Here is a 15,070-nt window from a genome sequence, read left to right on the forward strand (position 1 = left end):
TATTATTCCATAACCTTATTATTATCATAAACTTGTACAATAGGAATGGTTAACGATATGCGTGTACCAATGTTCACTTTACTTTCAATTTCTACACTCCCCCCCAGCATACGCCCGCGCTCTCTCATGCTCATCAGGCCAAAAGCGTTGTCTTTACTGCTCTGGCAGTCAAAACCTCTGCCGTTGTCGCGTACGGTAAGGACCACCGAGTTAGCGTGGCGAACAAGTAGAATAATCACCTCAGAGGCGTGAGCATGGCGCGAGATATTGGTGAGAGATTCCTGTGCCACGCGAAAAGCCGCCGTAGCCTGTTCGTCATTCAGCCTGACTTCATGCTCAGGGGTAATTAAGCGACAGCAACAGCCAATATGACGGCTGATAAATTCATCCCGTAGCCATTCCAGTGCGGGCGTCAACCCCATATCTAATACGTTAGGACGCAGCCGGGTTGCCACATTACGCACCACCTGAATCGTTTTGTCCGTCAGGCCCATCAGATGCACAACGCGTTCATGCAGCAGCGGATTATCTTTGCTGAACTGGATACGCAGCATTGAGATGCCCATTCTTAGCGAGGTTAAATGTTGCCCCAGCTCATCGTGGATCTCCCGCGCGATCCGCTTACGCTCTTCTTCCCGCGAGACCTCACGCTGCCGCGCCAGCAGTCTCAGGCGCATATGTGAGTCTTCCAGCTTCCTTTCCGCATAATGGATCGCGGTAATATCGCGCCCAACCAACATCACGGAAATCAGGGTGCCATGACGATCAAATTCAGGTACGCAACGAATATGGTTGATCACCGTCCCTGCTAACATCTTGTTGTCCGACTCCACCAGTTCTCCTTCGGCTTCCAGCTGGCTGTGCACCACCTCGCTCACCAGGCGATCGATATGCTTAACGCACGTCAGATCCCCCAGCAGTTCCCGGATCCGTCGCCCCCTCAGCTGTTCGGCCGATACGCACAGATGGCGTAATGCGGCGGGGTTGGCATACTGGCAATTCAGACTGGTATCAAAACGCACCACCATATCCGGTGAGTTCTCGACTAATACCTGGAATTCCTGTTCTCTCGCATAAGACATCTGTTCCAGATGCTTACGTTCTCGCATATCCCTTACCACGCACATACTGTATTTGCCCTCTTCATAGACAAAAGGATTTGAGCTGACTTCAACAGGTATCAGCAGGCCCTGTTTGGTTTTATGATGGGTTTCAAAGGTCAACACGCTATCGTTGCCGCCCTCGCCCATCCGCTCCCACATGGCATAAATATCTTCTTTGCTCCATGCAGGATCGATATCCGACACGGACATATTCAACAACTCATCATTGCGATAGCCCAACATGTGGCACGACTCGTCATTGACGTAAAAGAAACGGGTTTGGCTGTCAATCAGATAGACGGCGTCTTTCACCGTATTCAATGCAAACTCGAGCAATTTGAGCGGCTCACTGCTTGCACTCACCTGTCGCTCGGAAAATTGCATCTCATCTCCTTTCTGTAAACATTGTTTACCCGATTAGGCTGCATATCTGCAATTTTGCAAAGTCGCATTAAGGCAGTGTCCAGACGGCAATACAGGACACTGTGCAATTCACTTTACGATTTAGCGAATTATCCGTCTATCCAACTTTAAGAAAATACTGACTGCTTCAGCGTGACGCGCGCGCGCGACAGACGTGAACGCACGGTGCCAATCGGGATATTTAAATGTGCTGCGATATCCTGATAGCTGCCGTCTTTCTCGACCAGCATGTTCATCAGACGGCGGGCATCTTCCGGCAATACGGCAATGGAATTAAGCGTCGAGTTCAGCAGGCGCTGATATTCGGTGATATGGCTTGGATCGTCGCCCTGAGTCAGAATGATATCGTCGTCCAGCTCATCACAACGCGGCCGTCCGGACTGCAGGCGAAAATGGTTGCGTACTAAATTTAAGGCAATACCAAACACCCAGGTTTCTGGCCGTGACGCACCGGCGAATTTGTCACGGTTACGCAAAACTTCCAGCCAGGTCATTTGCTCCAGATCCTCGGCATCTTCGCGATGGGAAACGCGCTTGCGAATAAAATGATGCACGCGTCGCCCATGCTCACGAAAGATACCTTCCCAATCAATATTCAGCGGTAGCCCTTCGTTGACCGATGTGGGTTCTGTTGACTGCAGGTGAATTTCTGTCATGGCTTGCTCCGTTACTCAATCAGGTGATGCCTCAGCGGCGTCATCTCTTTAGCAAGGCTTATGCCAAACAAAAATAATCTCATAAGCTACTGATAGTAATCGTTTGCTTTTTTTAACCTTCGCCATTCCTGGCAACTTATTGCCAGGATAAACGACCAGGTTTTGCAATAAATTGCAGACGTCGTTGGCCACTTTTTTTAACAACGGCATGACCAGGGAACCGATGCGCTAATCGCACCACACAGTAGCAACTGCTCTCATCATTAAAGGTTCGCCAGGATGAAAATTGCTCCCGTTTTACCCGGCATTCAACCGCCACATCCCGTCGCGGTAAACGCGGTTGATGAAGCCCCTGCCCCGACCAGCGTGGTGCCTTCAGCGGCAGCCAGCGCGTCAGCACGCATGCCTGTTTCACCGCTGGAGGATTCAATGGAGGAAGTATCCATGACCTTTGCCGAACATGTGGAGCGAAAAAGCAAAGCGCTGAATCAGCGGCGGGTGGTTGCACAGCCGGGCAGCCGGGCGCAGCAACATATTGAGCGCATTGAAAAATTAGACGAATTGCTTAAGCTGCTGGAGCATCCGCAGCATGCGCGTTTAGAAACGCAAAACCAGAAAATGCAAACCCTGCTGCAACATGCTTCATCACCGGGAATGGATGAGCTACTGCATGCGGCAGGCGGCGACCCGGCGCGCTGTGACTTGCTGCTGCGCCATACGCTGTTGCAGGCGCAACGCACGCAAAATAGCGACCTGGCCAATAAGGCGATGCAAAGTCTTGAGCTGCTGCACAAGGAAAAAGGGGCTGAAGTCAGTGCCGGACTGAATACCGCCAGCGCTATTGCCAGTTTCAGTACCGATCCCACGCAGAAACAGGCCATGCGCCAGCTTTATTACCAGACCATTGTTCACCTGCAATCGGGCAATGCCATGCTCGACGCCCTGTTGAACAGCTTCGGTGGTGCGCATTTCAATCAGGGGTTACGCACCTTACAGCGTGCGCTGGCGGATGATATTGCGTCACGCAGCTCTTCCATCCCCAGGCGTGCACTGCAAAAAATCCTCAGCAGCCTGCAGGATGCCAGTAATATCAGCCAGACGCTGACCGCCAGTAAAACCCTGCTGACGCGCCTGGCTGGCAAACTGCCCAGCGTGAGTTTCACCTCGTTAGAGCTGACCCGCCGTCTGCTTAACCTGAGCGGCAACGGGGCGTACCTGCGCGATCTGCAGAACCTCTCGCGCGACGTGGCCGGCCAGCATCCGCACCATCAGGTGCTGTTCCTCAGTGGATTAGTCCCGCTGGTTTATCACTTGCCGCTGGGATTATGGCGCGATGATAAAAGTAAAAACCGCCAAATGGCGCTGAATCTGCTGCGTAAGGTGATTAGCGATTACGCCGGGCAGGAGCCGCGTGCCAGCCTGACACAACCCAGGACGGCGTTATAAATGAGTTCTCTGTTTGTCTGGCTAAACCGCCTCGCCATCAGTGCGATGCAGCGCTCGGAAGTGGTGGGCGCTGCGATTGTCATGTCGATCGTTTTCATGATGATCATTCCGCTGCCCACCGGCCTGATCGACGTGCTGATTGCGCTCAATATCTGCATTTCATCACTGCTGATCGTGCTGGCGATGTATTTGCCTAAACCGCTGGCTTTCTCAACGTTTCCCTCCGTCCTGCTGTTGACCACCATGTTCAGGCTGGCGCTGTCGATCTCAACCACCCGCCAGATCCTGCTGCAACAGGATGCCGGGCATATCGTTGAAGCCTTTGGTAATTTCGTCGTCGGCGGTAATCTGGCGGTCGGTCTGGTGATCTTCCTGATCCTGACGGTGGTAAACTTTCTGGTGATCACCAAAGGCTCTGAACGCGTGGCGGAAGTCGCTGCACGCTTTACCCTCGACGCCATGCCGGGCAAGCAGATGTCGATAGACAGCGACCTGCGTGCGGGGCTGATTGAAGCGCATCAGGCGCGCCAGCGCCGGGAAAACCTGGCGAAAGAGAGCCAGCTGTTCGGCGCAATGGATGGCGCAATGAAGTTTGTTAAAGGCGACGCGATTGCCGGACTGGTGATTGTCTTTATCAATATGATCGGCGGTTTTGCTATCGGCGTGCTGCAAAACGGCATGGAGGCCGGTGCCGCAATGCATATCTATTCGGTACTGACCATCGGTGACGGCCTGATCGCCCAGATCCCCGCGCTGCTGATCTCTCTGACCGCCGGGATGATCATCACGCGCGTCTCCGCCGACGGTCAGCAGGTTGATGCGAATATCGGCCGCGAAATCGCCGAACAGCTTACCAGCCAGCCTAAGGCCTGGATCATGTCCGCAGCCGGGATGCTGGGTTTTGCGCTGCTGCCCGGCATGCCAACGACGGTATTTGTCATCATCAGCGCCATCGCGCTCGGCAGCGGGCTGTTCCAGCTGTGGCGCATCAAACAGCAGGATAACCAGCAGCAGGCCGACGAGCTGCAGGCACAGCAGCTGGCGCCAGAAGATAACGGCCATCAGGATCTGCGCCGTTTCAACCCGACGCGCGCCTATCTGCTGCAATTCAGCCAGGCACATCTCAATAGCGAAGCCGCTGAATCACTGATTCAGCATATCCGCCGCCTGCGTAACCGGCTGGTTTATCACTTTGGTTTTACCCTGCCCAGTTTTGATATCGAGTTCTCACCGACGTTAGCCGCCGACGAATTCCGCTTCTGCGTGTATGAAATTCCGCTGGTGACCGCCACCTTCGACGTCGGGCAGCTGGCGGTCAGAACAAGCAGCATTGAAATGCATCTTGCCGATGGCGACAGTGACGGCCAGATCCAGCCCGGCCAGGCCGAACGCGATGAACATCACTGGTGCTGGCTTCCCCCGCAGCATCCGTTGCTGCAACAGGAAGATCGGCACTACTGGAATGCACAACAGCTGATCATGCTACGGATGGAGCAGGCCATCCACCAAAGCGGGTCGCAGTTTATCGGTTTGCAGGAGAGTAAATCGATTCTCAACTGGCTGGAAAGCGAGCAGCCAGAGCTGGCGCAGGAGCTGCAACGCATTATGCCGCTTTCCCGTTTTGCGGCGGTACTACAACGCCTGGCCTCGGAACGTATTCCGCTGCGTTCGGTACGTACCATTGCCGAAACGCTGATTGAGCACGGCCAGCATGAGCGCGACAGCGCTGCCCTGACCGACTTTGTGCGTATCGCGCTGAAAGAGCACATCTGCCACCAGTATCAGCAGCCCAACGGGCTGAATGTCTGGCTGCTGACGCCGGAAACCGAAGAACTGCTGCGCGATTCGCTGCGTCAGGCCCAGAGCGAAACCTTCTTCTCCCTGGCACAGGATTATGGCATCAACCTGCTGAATCAAATGCGCAGCGCTTTCCCGCCTTATGACAACAGCCCGGCGCTGATCCTCGTTGCCCAGGATTTACGCAGCCCGCTGCGCGCACTGTTGAAAGACGAGTTTCATGCCGTGCCGGTGCTGTCCTTTGCTGAATTAACCAGTAACGTTGCCATCAATGTGCTGGGACGGCTCGATTTACAACAGTCACCGCCAGACCTTCAGGAAAATGACCCATGCATGAATTACGCGTACTGACCGGGTTACATCGTGGCGCGGCGCTGCCGCTGAGTGGCCTGCAGTGGTGGATTGGAGCCGCACAGGATGCCGATCTGGCACTTTTCGATCCAGGAATCAAAGACCGCCACTGCCAGTTGAGCAAAACCGACCTCGGCTGGCAAGTCACGGCGCTGGAAGGACCGCTGAACGACAACGAAGGGCAGCGCTGTGAGCAATTGACCGACCTGCAGCCCGGCACCGCATTTGCAATTGGCCATATCTGGCTGAGCATTGTCAGCGCCGCCACGCCCTGGCCGGAAGAAGCAGATGAACCGCTGCAGGAAGAAGAAGAGATGCCGCTTGCTGGCGCTGCGGCGGTCGCCGTCGCAGCGGATGACCGGCCGGCTGCGGTGGCAGCAACGCGGGAAAAACGCCCGCTGCCGCTTTGGGCAAAAGCGGTTTATCTGTTACTGAGCCTGCTGCTGGTGATGATGCTCGGCGGCTGGCTGTTGCAGGACAGCATTGCCTCTCCTTCTGCTCCGCCCGCGCCGGGTAAGCCGTTGTTGTCAAGCGTGGAGCGTACCCGTCAGGTGGTCACCAGCATGCTGCTCGACCGGGGGCTGGACAGAAACGTGACGCTGTCTTCCGACAGCAACAGCCTGACGCTTTCGGGCAGTATCAGCAGCGAGGACAATCAACGGCTGGAGCGCATGCTGGCCAACCTCTATCAGCGATTTGACGTCAAGCTGCCGATTCATAACCGGGCGACCACGGTCAGTTCGCGCCTGCCGTTTAACATTGTGCAAATCAGCAGCGGCCCACGCGCCAATATCGTCACCGCAGACGGTCAGCGCATATTTATCGGCGATGAAATTGATCAGCTGCGGCTGGTGGCGATTAACGCCGACAGCCTTGAGTTTGCCGGGCGGGAAAACATCAGGGTGAAATGGTGATGAGCGCGCTACAGCAGCGCCTGACGCAGTGGGCAGACCAGCAGCAGCGCCGCCTGGAGCGCTACTCGCCCGTTAGCCGCTACGGCCGTGTAACCGGTATCAGCGGCATTCTGATCGAGTGTATCCTGCCGGGCGCGCGCATCGGCGATTTATGCCGGATCCAACGCAGTGACGGCGGCAGCGTGCTGTCAGAGATCGTCGGCTTCAGCCCGGAGAAAATCCTGCTGTCGGCGCTGGGCGCGCTGGACGGTATTTCCCAGGGTGCCACCATCGTCCCGCTTTATCTGCCGCACAGTATTTGCGTCAGTGAGCAACTGCTGGGCAGCGTGCTGGATGGTTTCGGCCGTGCGCTGGAGCCTGGCGGGCGCAGCGCTTTCGCCGAACCCGGATCCCAGGTACGCGCCGTACCGGTACTGAACGATGCGCCGCCCCCTACCGAGCGCCCGCGTATTGCTACCCCGCTGCCGACCGGGCTACGGGCGATTGACGGCCTGCTGACCATCGGTAACGGCCAGCGCGTGGGTATCTTTGCCGGAGCCGGCTGTGGCAAAACCACGCTGCTGGCGGAGCTGGCGCGCAACACCCCGTGCGATGCCATCGTCTTTGGCCTGATCGGCGAGCGTGGTCGTGAACTGCGCGAGTTTCTCGACCACGAGCTGGATGAAGAATTACGCAGCCGCACGGTACTGCTGTGCGCCACGTCGGATCGCAGCAGTATGGAGCGCGCCCGCGCCGCATTTACCGCCACCGCCATCGCCGAGGCGTTTCGCGCCGAGGGCAAGAGCGTGCTGCTGATCGTCGATTCACTCACCCGCTTTGCCCGCGCACAGCGTGAGATTGGCCTGGCGCTGGGCGAACCGCCCGGTCGTGGCGGGCTGCCGCCATCGGTTTACACCCTGCTACCACGGCTGGTTGAACGCGCCGGGCAAACCCAACAGGGAGCGATTACCGCCCTGTATTCGGTGCTGATCGAACAGGACTCAATGAACGACCCGGTGGCCGATGAAGTGCGTTCCCTGATCGACGGCCACATCGTGTTGAGCCGCCGTCTGGCCGAGCGCAACCACTATCCCGCCATCGATGTTTTAGCCAGCCTGAGCCGTACCATGAGCAACGTTGTTGAACCCCATCATATGATGCATGCCGGGCGGCTGCGCAGCCTGATGGCGGCGTATCAGCAGGTGGAAATGCTGATCCGCCTGGGTGAGTACCAGCCGGGGAATGACAGCCTGACCGATGCTGCCGTCAACGCCAATGACATCATCAACCAGTTCCTGCGCCAGTCGATGCGCGCCCCCGATCCGTTTGAACAAACCCAGTATCACCTTGCGGAGGTCAGCGCCCATGCCCCTGATTGATCATGAATTTGACCAGCAGCCGGATATCCAGCGGCAGAACTTGCAGCAGGCGTTAAACATTCTGATGCCTATTCGCCGTCAGCGTATGAATCGCGCCCAGCGCCAGCTGCGTCAGCAGCAGATGCAGGTAGAGCAGGCGCGGCAGCATCAGCTGGCACAGCAGCAGCAGCTGACGCAGAATCAACAGGACTATCAGCACCAGCGTGACCAATTCCAGCAGCGCCAGCCATCGCGGGAAAAACTGACGCAGCGCCTGGCCAGTGAACAGAAGGCGCTACAGGCGGTGGGGCAGCAGCAGCAGCAATGCCAGCAGGCGCAGCAGGCCTGCGAGGAAGCCGCGTTACAGCTGGAGCAGGCCGCGCAGCGCGCGCGCGAACAGCAAAAGGCGGTGGAAAAACTGGAATATTTGTCTGAACACCTGGAGGAGGCGTGATGAATACATCGGGATATCCTGACAGGCTGCCGCCCGCCCCGCGCCAAACCCAGGCGGATGAGCGCTGCCGCGAACGCCTGCCGCCGTCCAGACTGCGCCAGCATGATGGCAAAGAGGCCGGCCCGACGGCGCCAGGCTCGGTGTTTTTCGCCTGCGCCAGTGAATTCATGCCTGAAAACGCCCCTCCACAGGAAGAAGCGCCGTCGCCCGACTGGCAGATGCTGCACCACGAGCTGCGCGAGCGCATTGGCGGGAACGCAGCCGCAGATTGTGCCTTTACCCTGCTGCTACCTGAAGCGGGTGAAGTCGATGTCACGCTTGCCCCGCGCCAGCCCGTCGGCTGGGAGATCGCCCTGCGTTTTCCCCCCCAGGTCTGGCGTCACTGGCAGCGCCGGGAAATCCAGTGCCGCCGCCTGTTGAGCCAGTCGCTTAACTGCCCGGTACGGCTGTTGATAGAGCAAGGAGAAGCGCCATGAGCGAGGCAACCCCGCTGAATTTGCCGCACCTCAGCCGCGCCGGGGCGCGGTCGCAAAACCGCCTTGCCGGCGCTCACCATTACCCTTTTACCCTGGGCGATGAGTCGGGCGCGCTTTATATACTGCATATACTGCCGGGCGCACAGCAGCCGTCGGTTGAACAGAGCCACTGGCGCTGCGCGCTGGGGGCTTTTTCTCTCGCCAATGCCGCGCCGTTGCTGAACCTGCTGTCACAGTGTCCAGTGCCGGCATCGGGCGCTAACCCGCCGGACGGCGACTGGCAATGGACGCTGTTCAACCAGTATTTAAGCCCGGAGCTGGCTCTGCTGCTTGGCGAGCTTCAGCCGGATGACCCACCGCAAGACGGCGAGGTCAACGCCAGACTGCACGTCAGGCTGGGCGATCGCCATGCTGAATGCCCGCTACGCCTCGGCCATGCGCAGCTGGCGCACTGGCTTAGCCAGCCGGGTTGGCAATCCAGCCGGACGGCGCTTGCGGACGCAATGACTTACACCCAGCCGCTGGTGTTGGGGCGCATCACGCTGTGCACGGAACAGCTGCAGGCGTTAACCGCCGGCGACCTGCTAATCCCCCCCATTAGCTATTTTACCCCGGACGGCCAGGGCAGCCTGACCGTTGCCGGGCAGCGGTTATATGGTGAATTGCAGTTGCCCCACCATTTTTTGCTTAACCATTTGGAGAGTACCGCCTTGAACAGCGCCGACGACGATGCACTAAACGAAGGTTCACAGCCTGAATTCCTCAGCGGCGAAGAGCGTCCGCAGCTGGCATCACTGCCGCTGTCGCTGGAAGTACGCTGTGGCCGCACCGCACTGACGCTGGGCGAGCTGCAACGGTTGCAGGCGGGCAGCGTGGTGACGCTGGACAACGTCACGCCGGGCGAAGCCGGTTTGTACCACGGTGACACCCTGATTGCGCGCGGTGAACTGGTGGATGTGGAAGGCCATCTGGGATTACAGCTTACCCAGCTGCTGCTGACATCCCGGCAGGAGGTTGGATGAACACCGAGCAATTCGATCCGATGACCTTCGCCCTGTTCCTTGGGGCGTTGTCATTGATTCCGATGTTAATGATCGTCTGCACCTGTTTTTTGAAAATCTCGATGGTGCTGTTGATCACGCGCAATGCCATCGGGGTACAGCAGGTGCCGCCCAATATGGCGCTGTACGGCATTGCCCTGGCGGCCACACTGTTTGTTATGGCCCCGGTTTTTAACCAGATGCAGCAGCAGTTTAGCCAGGTTCCCGCCGATTTATCCAGCATGGACAACCTGAAAACCAGCGTCAGCAATGGCGTTGCACCGTTACAAAAATTCATGACCCACAATACCGATCCCGACATCCTGATCCACCTGCAGGAAAACAGCGTACGTATGTGGCCAAAAGAGATGTCGGACAGCGTCAGTAAAGACAACCTGCTGCTGGTGATCCCCGCCTTTGTGCTGTCCGAACTGCAGGCCGGTTTTAAGATCGGTTTTTTGATTTATATCCCGTTTATCGTTATTGATTTAATTGTCTCGAACGTGCTGCTGGCGCTGGGCATGCAGATGGTGGCCCCGATGACCCTGTCATTGCCGTTAAAAATGCTGCTGTTTGTGTTGATCAATGGCTGGACCCGCCTGCTCGACGGCCTGTTTTACAGTTACCTGTGAGGTAAGAATGGACATACTGAATCTGTTCAAGCAGGCGATGCTGCTGGTGGTCTTGCTGTCCGCACCGCCGCTGCTGGTCGCCGTGATCATCGGCGTACTGGTCTCGCTACTCCAGGCGGTTATGCAGTTGCAGGATCAAACCCTGCCGTTCGCCATTAAGCTGGTGGCGGTGGGCATTGCGCTGGCGCTTAGCGGCCGTTGGATCGGCGTGGAGCTGATCGAACTGGCGCAGCAGGCCTTTACCATGATCCCGCAGACCAGGGCATAATATGAGCAGCGATGCCATCCATACGGTGTATCAGTTTCTCTTCGCGCTGACGCTGGGAGCCGCACGCATTTACCCTTGCCTGATCCTGACGCCGGTCTTTTCCTTCAATATCCTTAAAGGCATGGTGCGTACCGGGGTGGTGCTGGCATTGTCGCTGATGCCGGCCATCGGCCTGCAGGCGCAGCTGGCGGTACAGATGCCCGACTGGCCGCAGCTGATTGGCCTGATGCTGAAAGAAGTGACCATTGGCATCCTGCTGGGATTGCTGCTCGGCATGCCGTTCTGGCTGTTTCAGTCAGTCGGCGCATTGTTTGATAACCAGCGCGGCGCGCTGATCGGCGGCCAGCTTAACCCGGCGCTGGGCAGTGATGTCACCCCGCTTGGCCTGTTGCTGCAACAGACGCTGATCCTGCTGCTGATACTCAGCATCGGTTTAAGCGGCATCACGCAGATTATCTGGGACAGTTACCGCATCTGGCCGGTGCTGCAATGGCTACCGCTACCGCATGAAGAGGGATTCCAGCAGTATCTTGCGCTACTGGCGGATACCTTTACGCATATCATTATTTACGCCGGCCCGCTGGTGGCCCTGCTGCTGCTGCTGGATTTCAGTATTGCCATTCTCAGTCTTTACAGCCCGCAGCTACAGGTTTTCGTGCTATCCGTACCGGCTAAGTGTCTGGTCGGCCTGCTGTTTTTTGTGATTTATATCCCCACGCTGAATGCGCTGGGCGAAGACCGCCTGCTGCAACTGCACGACCTCAGCAAACTCATGCCGTTAATCCTCGGAGGACGCTAGCGTGGCGGAAAAAACGGAAAAACCTACGGCTAAAAAGCTACAGGATGCACGCCGTAAAGGTCAGGTTCCGCAAAGTCAGGACGTGCCCAAACTGCTGATTTGCGCCGGACTGGTGGAGACCGTGCTGGCGCTGGACGATGTGGGTATGCAAAAACTACAGGCGCTGATGAGGCTGCCGTTGGCGCGCATTGGTCAACCTTTTGAGCTGGCGTTAAGCGAAGTGGTGAGCAGCGCTTTGGTACTGGTTGCCACCTTCTGTGGCTTAACGGTGGCGATAGCCGCGCTGCTGCGCATTATCGGCGGCTGGATCCAGTACGGCCCGCTGTTCGCGCCGGAAGCGCTGAAGCCGGACTTCAACCGCCTGAACCCGATTAATCAGTTTAAGCAGATGTTTTCCGTCAAAAAGCTCAGTGAAATGTTTAACAACATCGTGAAAGCCGCCGCTATCAGCACCATTTTTTATCTGGTACTGACGCCGGATCTCGAATCGCTGGCGCGGCTGGCTTATGGCGATCTCGACAGCTTCTGGCCCGCCGTTGAAGTGCTGCTCACCCGCGTTTCGCGCCAGACGCTACTGACGCTGCTGGTACTGACGCTGCTGGACTTTGGCCTGCAAAAATACTTTTTTATCAAGCAGCAGCGCATGAGCCATCAGGATATCCGCGATGAACACAAACAGTCGGAAGGCGATCCGCATATGAAAGGCCACCGCCATGCGCTGGCACATGAGTTACTCAATCAGCCAGCGGCAGCGGTCAAGAGCAAGCCGGTAGAAGAAGCCGACCTGCTGCTGGTTAATCCCACACACTATGCGGTAGCGCTCTATTATCGCCCTGAACTGACGCCGCTGCCGCGCATTATCTGTAAAGGGGAAGATGGGGAAGCGAAAGCGCTGATTGCCCGTGCGCAGCAGGCCAATATTCCGGTTATCCGCTTTATCTGGCTGGCGCGCACGCTTTACCGTTCGCAGGAGGGGCAGCTGATCCCGCGCCATACGTTACAGGCGGTAGCCCAGGTTTACCGCGTACTGCGTCAGCTGGAAGGCCAGATAAACGATGAGGTGATTGAACTGGAGGCCGAATAGCAGGAACTTTTAGCTGCCGTTCGCCACCCATCTCCTGAAAAATGCGCAAGGAACATGGCCGATGAGTATGAGAGTGACCGCCACACCGCATCCTGAAGATGTTAATCATATCCGTCAGAAACTGATGGCGTTCAATGCACAACATGTCGATGTTGAAGAAATAAAAGAGCTGGCCGTTTTCCTTGATGGCGATGACGGCAACAAAATAGCCGGACTGCTCGCCACCACCTGGGGAAACTGGATGCATATTCAGTTGTTATGGGTCGAAGAAAGGCTGCGCGGCAGCGGCCACGGTGCCAGGTTGCTACAGGCGGCAGAGCTTGAGGCCATCGTGCGCGGCTGTCGCCGCGTTTGCGTCGATACCTTCAGCTTTCAGGCGCGGGAGTTTTATGAAAAGCAGGGTTACCGGCTGCAAATGACGCTGGAACAGATGCCGCATCATCATCGACAACATTATCTGATTAAACGACTGGATGATTAGACCCGACGACTTACCCTTGTTAACCTGTTTTAAAATAAGCCATTAAGGAATAACCATGTTTTGCAAACACTATGACGTCGACCCGAACCATGTTGATTTCCAGGGTGTGGTGGATGGACTTTATTATCCGTTCTATTTGGAATGGGCGCGTCATGCTTATATGGCGGAAGCATTGGGGCTGGTTCTGGAGGAGGAGTTTAAGCAGGGCCGCATTCATATGCTGCTGGAATACACCCTCAAGTTTAAGAGGAGCCTGAAAGCCGGTGATAAGGTGGTGGTCACCTGTCAGCCGCAGAAAAATGAAAAGCGCAGCCGGGTGAATTTTGTCCAGCAGATTTTGGTTAACGACGTGGTTTATGCCGAAGCGGTATTTACCGCCACCTGTTTAGTCAACGGCCGCCCCGGCGTGCCCGCCAGCCTGGCTGAGATCGTCGGATAAGCCACGTCTGCACTGACTGACGGCACCCCCGGCCGCTGCGTTGCGCGCCGGGGACGGCAAACGACAAACCTGAGATTATGATTGGCAATCCGCCTGGCGCGGCCCTGCGTAAACCCGATACTCCTCCACAATCCGTTTCAGATCTCGTGCCACGCCGCTACGGTCACCGCTGAAGACAAATACCCCCAGGCTGTCCTTGTGGCAGTAGAATTCACCGGAGGCGATATCGCCGCGATGCCGGGTTTTGTGCATCTTCAGGGTGGGCACGCGGTCGATGCCCGGCAGCGCAACCTCGGTCACATAAAGTGTTTCTTCGGCGAGATGTCTTTTAGGGAACATCATATAGCCGTAAGCCTCAGCCTGGCGACCAAAATGCACATCGCCGACCAGACCCAGCTGTGCCGCCAGGTGTACCAGGCCCAGGTCCGGATTGAGTCCCCAGGCAAATTGTATCATCTCAATGGTCGAGCCACTGCCAGGACGGAAAGCAATCTCAAGTAGCTCCGCGCCTTCGCCCGCATCGCCAAAAGCTTCAATATGATAAACGCCATCAGGGCCATCGAAAGCCGACAAGATCTTCGCGGTGAAAGGACGCCAGAAGCGCTGGAGATGGTCATCGGTCACGGATAAATACCCCAGCGGGCATTCGTTAAGATAGTCGATGGGTTTACCGATATATTCTCCTACCGACAGGAACGCCAGGCGGCCTTGCAGCACGACAGCATCAATTTGATAGAGGGGCTGCGGATTGTAACTTTCAATAAAGTATTGCTGCTCGTCCATGTCGCGATATTCATCACTGCCCGCGATACTGACGGCGGCAAGCTGGCTGGCATCGCTGATGATCCTGACCCCGACCGAGCCAGCCAGAGAACGCGGTTTCAGCACAAGCGGAAACGTCGCTTCTCCCTGGTGGATCGCATCCATGCTGATTTCTCGCGCCGTCGGAATGCCGGCCTGCTGAGCGATCTGCTTCATGCGTTTTTTGTCGCGAAAACGGGCCGCCACATCGAACGTCAGCCCCGGCAACTGCCAGCGGTCGTTGGCCCATGCGGCAATCCACACGGCAAATTCGTCATTCGGGATCGCCGCCGTGACGGCATACATGCTGGCTATCTGCTCAAACTTCGCTTCGACCTCGGCGTGCACGGCAAAGTCCCGGATGATAAAGGTTCCCTCGCGCTTCTGCGCTTCTCCGGCCTGACCCAGCAGATCCTCCAGCAGGTAGATAAACTGCCAGTGCTGGATCGGGTAAAGCTTTCCAAGCCTGCTCACCGCCTGAGCGACATCCAGTTCGGAAGAGACGATCAGAATGGTGTGTGATTGTGTTGTGTCCATGTCGGGTCACCGTTTTTGAGACAAATTGAATG

The 15,070-nt window shown here is 56.9% G+C and carries 16 protein-coding genes; 13 read left to right on the forward strand and 3 right to left on the reverse strand.

All coding sequences use genetic code 11. The features are described 5' to 3' along the window. Window positions 1-2: 2 nt before the first annotated feature. Together EPYR_RS15435 and EPYR_RS15440 are read right to left on the reverse strand one after the other, a co-directional pair. Window positions 3-1,487, reverse strand: a complete 1,485-nt coding sequence (locus tag EPYR_RS15435) for a PAS domain-containing sensor histidine kinase (RefSeq protein ID WP_012669312.1) — start codon at window positions 1,485-1,487, stop codon at window positions 3-5. Between the two features lie 146 nt (window positions 1,488-1,633). Next, window positions 1,634-2,182, reverse strand: a complete 549-nt coding sequence (locus tag EPYR_RS15440; RefSeq protein ID WP_012669313.1) for an RNA polymerase sigma factor — start codon at window positions 2,180-2,182, stop codon at window positions 1,634-1,636. Between the two features lie 279 nt (window positions 2,183-2,461). Here EPYR_RS15440 and sctW point away from each other — a divergent pair, with 279 nt between their 5' ends. The 13 genes from sctW (at window position 2,462) to EPYR_RS15505 (ending at window position 13,700) form a co-directional block, all read left to right on the forward strand. Continuing rightward, complete coding sequence (sctW, locus tag EPYR_RS15445) at window positions 2,462-3,628, forward strand: type III secretion system gatekeeper subunit SctW (protein ID WP_012669314.1); 1,167 nt, start codon at window positions 2,462-2,464, stop codon at window positions 3,626-3,628. Further along, on the forward strand, window positions 3,629-5,776 hold the full coding sequence (sctV, locus tag EPYR_RS15450; protein ID WP_012669315.1) for a type III secretion system export apparatus subunit SctV: 2,148 nt from the start codon (window positions 3,629-3,631) through the stop codon (window positions 5,774-5,776). Further along, entirely contained in the window at window positions 5,755-6,690 is a 936-nt protein-coding gene (gene sctD / locus EPYR_RS15455; protein ID WP_012669316.1) for a type III secretion system inner membrane ring subunit SctD, read from the forward strand. Before sctV ends, sctD begins: the two co-directional genes overlap by 22 nt. Further along, on the forward strand, window positions 6,684-8,048 hold the full coding sequence (gene sctN / locus EPYR_RS15460; RefSeq protein ID WP_012669317.1) for a type III secretion system ATPase SctN: 1,365 nt from the start codon (window positions 6,684-6,686) through the stop codon (window positions 8,046-8,048). The genes sctD and sctN overlap by 7 nt, the downstream gene beginning before the upstream one ends. Beyond that, window positions 8,035-8,481: a hypothetical protein gene (locus EPYR_RS15465; RefSeq protein ID WP_012669318.1), complete on the forward strand. Its 447-nt coding sequence runs from the start codon at window positions 8,035-8,037 to the stop codon at window positions 8,479-8,481. The genes sctN and EPYR_RS15465 overlap by 14 nt, the downstream gene beginning before the upstream one ends. Continuing rightward, on the forward strand, window positions 8,481-8,957 hold the full coding sequence (locus tag EPYR_RS15470; RefSeq protein WP_012669319.1) for a type III secretion system HrpP C-terminal domain-containing protein: 477 nt from the start codon (window positions 8,481-8,483) through the stop codon (window positions 8,955-8,957). The genes EPYR_RS15465 and EPYR_RS15470 overlap by 1 nt, the downstream gene beginning before the upstream one ends. Beyond that, window positions 8,954-9,979: a FliM/FliN family flagellar motor switch protein gene (locus tag EPYR_RS15475; protein WP_012669320.1), complete on the forward strand. Its 1,026-nt coding sequence runs from the start codon at window positions 8,954-8,956 to the stop codon at window positions 9,977-9,979. Before EPYR_RS15470 ends, EPYR_RS15475 begins: the two co-directional genes overlap by 4 nt. After that, the gene (gene sctR, locus EPYR_RS15480; RefSeq protein WP_012669321.1) at window positions 9,976-10,629 is read left to right on the forward strand and encodes a type III secretion system export apparatus subunit SctR; all 654 of its coding nucleotides are present in this window, start codon (window positions 9,976-9,978) and stop codon (window positions 10,627-10,629) included. Before EPYR_RS15475 ends, sctR begins: the two co-directional genes overlap by 4 nt. A gap of 7 nt (window positions 10,630-10,636) precedes the next feature. Further along, window positions 10,637-10,897, forward strand: a complete 261-nt coding sequence (sctS, locus tag EPYR_RS15485; protein ID WP_012669322.1) for a type III secretion system export apparatus subunit SctS — start codon at window positions 10,637-10,639, stop codon at window positions 10,895-10,897. Window position 10,898: 1 nt separating this feature from the next. After that, window positions 10,899-11,696, forward strand: a complete 798-nt coding sequence (gene sctT, locus EPYR_RS15490; protein ID WP_012669323.1) for a type III secretion system export apparatus subunit SctT — start codon at window positions 10,899-10,901, stop codon at window positions 11,694-11,696. A 1-nt stretch (window position 11,697) separates the two neighbouring features. Continuing rightward, window positions 11,698-12,780, forward strand: coding sequence for a type III secretion system export apparatus subunit SctU (gene sctU, locus EPYR_RS15495; RefSeq protein ID WP_012440266.1), 1,083 nt, complete (start codon window positions 11,698-11,700; stop codon window positions 12,778-12,780). Window positions 12,781-12,841: 61 nt separating this feature from the next. Beyond that, on the forward strand, window positions 12,842-13,261 hold the full coding sequence (locus EPYR_RS15500; protein WP_012669324.1) for a GNAT family N-acetyltransferase: 420 nt from the start codon (window positions 12,842-12,844) through the stop codon (window positions 13,259-13,261). Between the two features lie 55 nt (window positions 13,262-13,316). Further along, complete coding sequence (locus EPYR_RS15505) at window positions 13,317-13,700, forward strand: acyl-CoA thioesterase (protein ID WP_012669325.1); 384 nt, start codon at window positions 13,317-13,319, stop codon at window positions 13,698-13,700. Window positions 13,701-13,775: 75 nt separating this feature from the next. Here the strand turns inward: EPYR_RS15505 and EPYR_RS15510 are convergent, their stop codons facing one another. Beyond that, on the reverse strand, window positions 13,776-15,038 hold the full coding sequence (locus EPYR_RS15510) for an ATP-grasp domain-containing protein (protein WP_012669326.1): 1,263 nt from the start codon (window positions 15,036-15,038) through the stop codon (window positions 13,776-13,778). Between the last annotated feature and the right edge of the window lie 32 nt (window positions 15,039-15,070).

Source organism: Erwinia pyrifoliae DSM 12163 (assembly GCF_000026985.1).
GTDB lineage: Bacteria > Pseudomonadota > Gammaproteobacteria > Enterobacterales > Enterobacteriaceae > Erwinia > Erwinia pyrifoliae.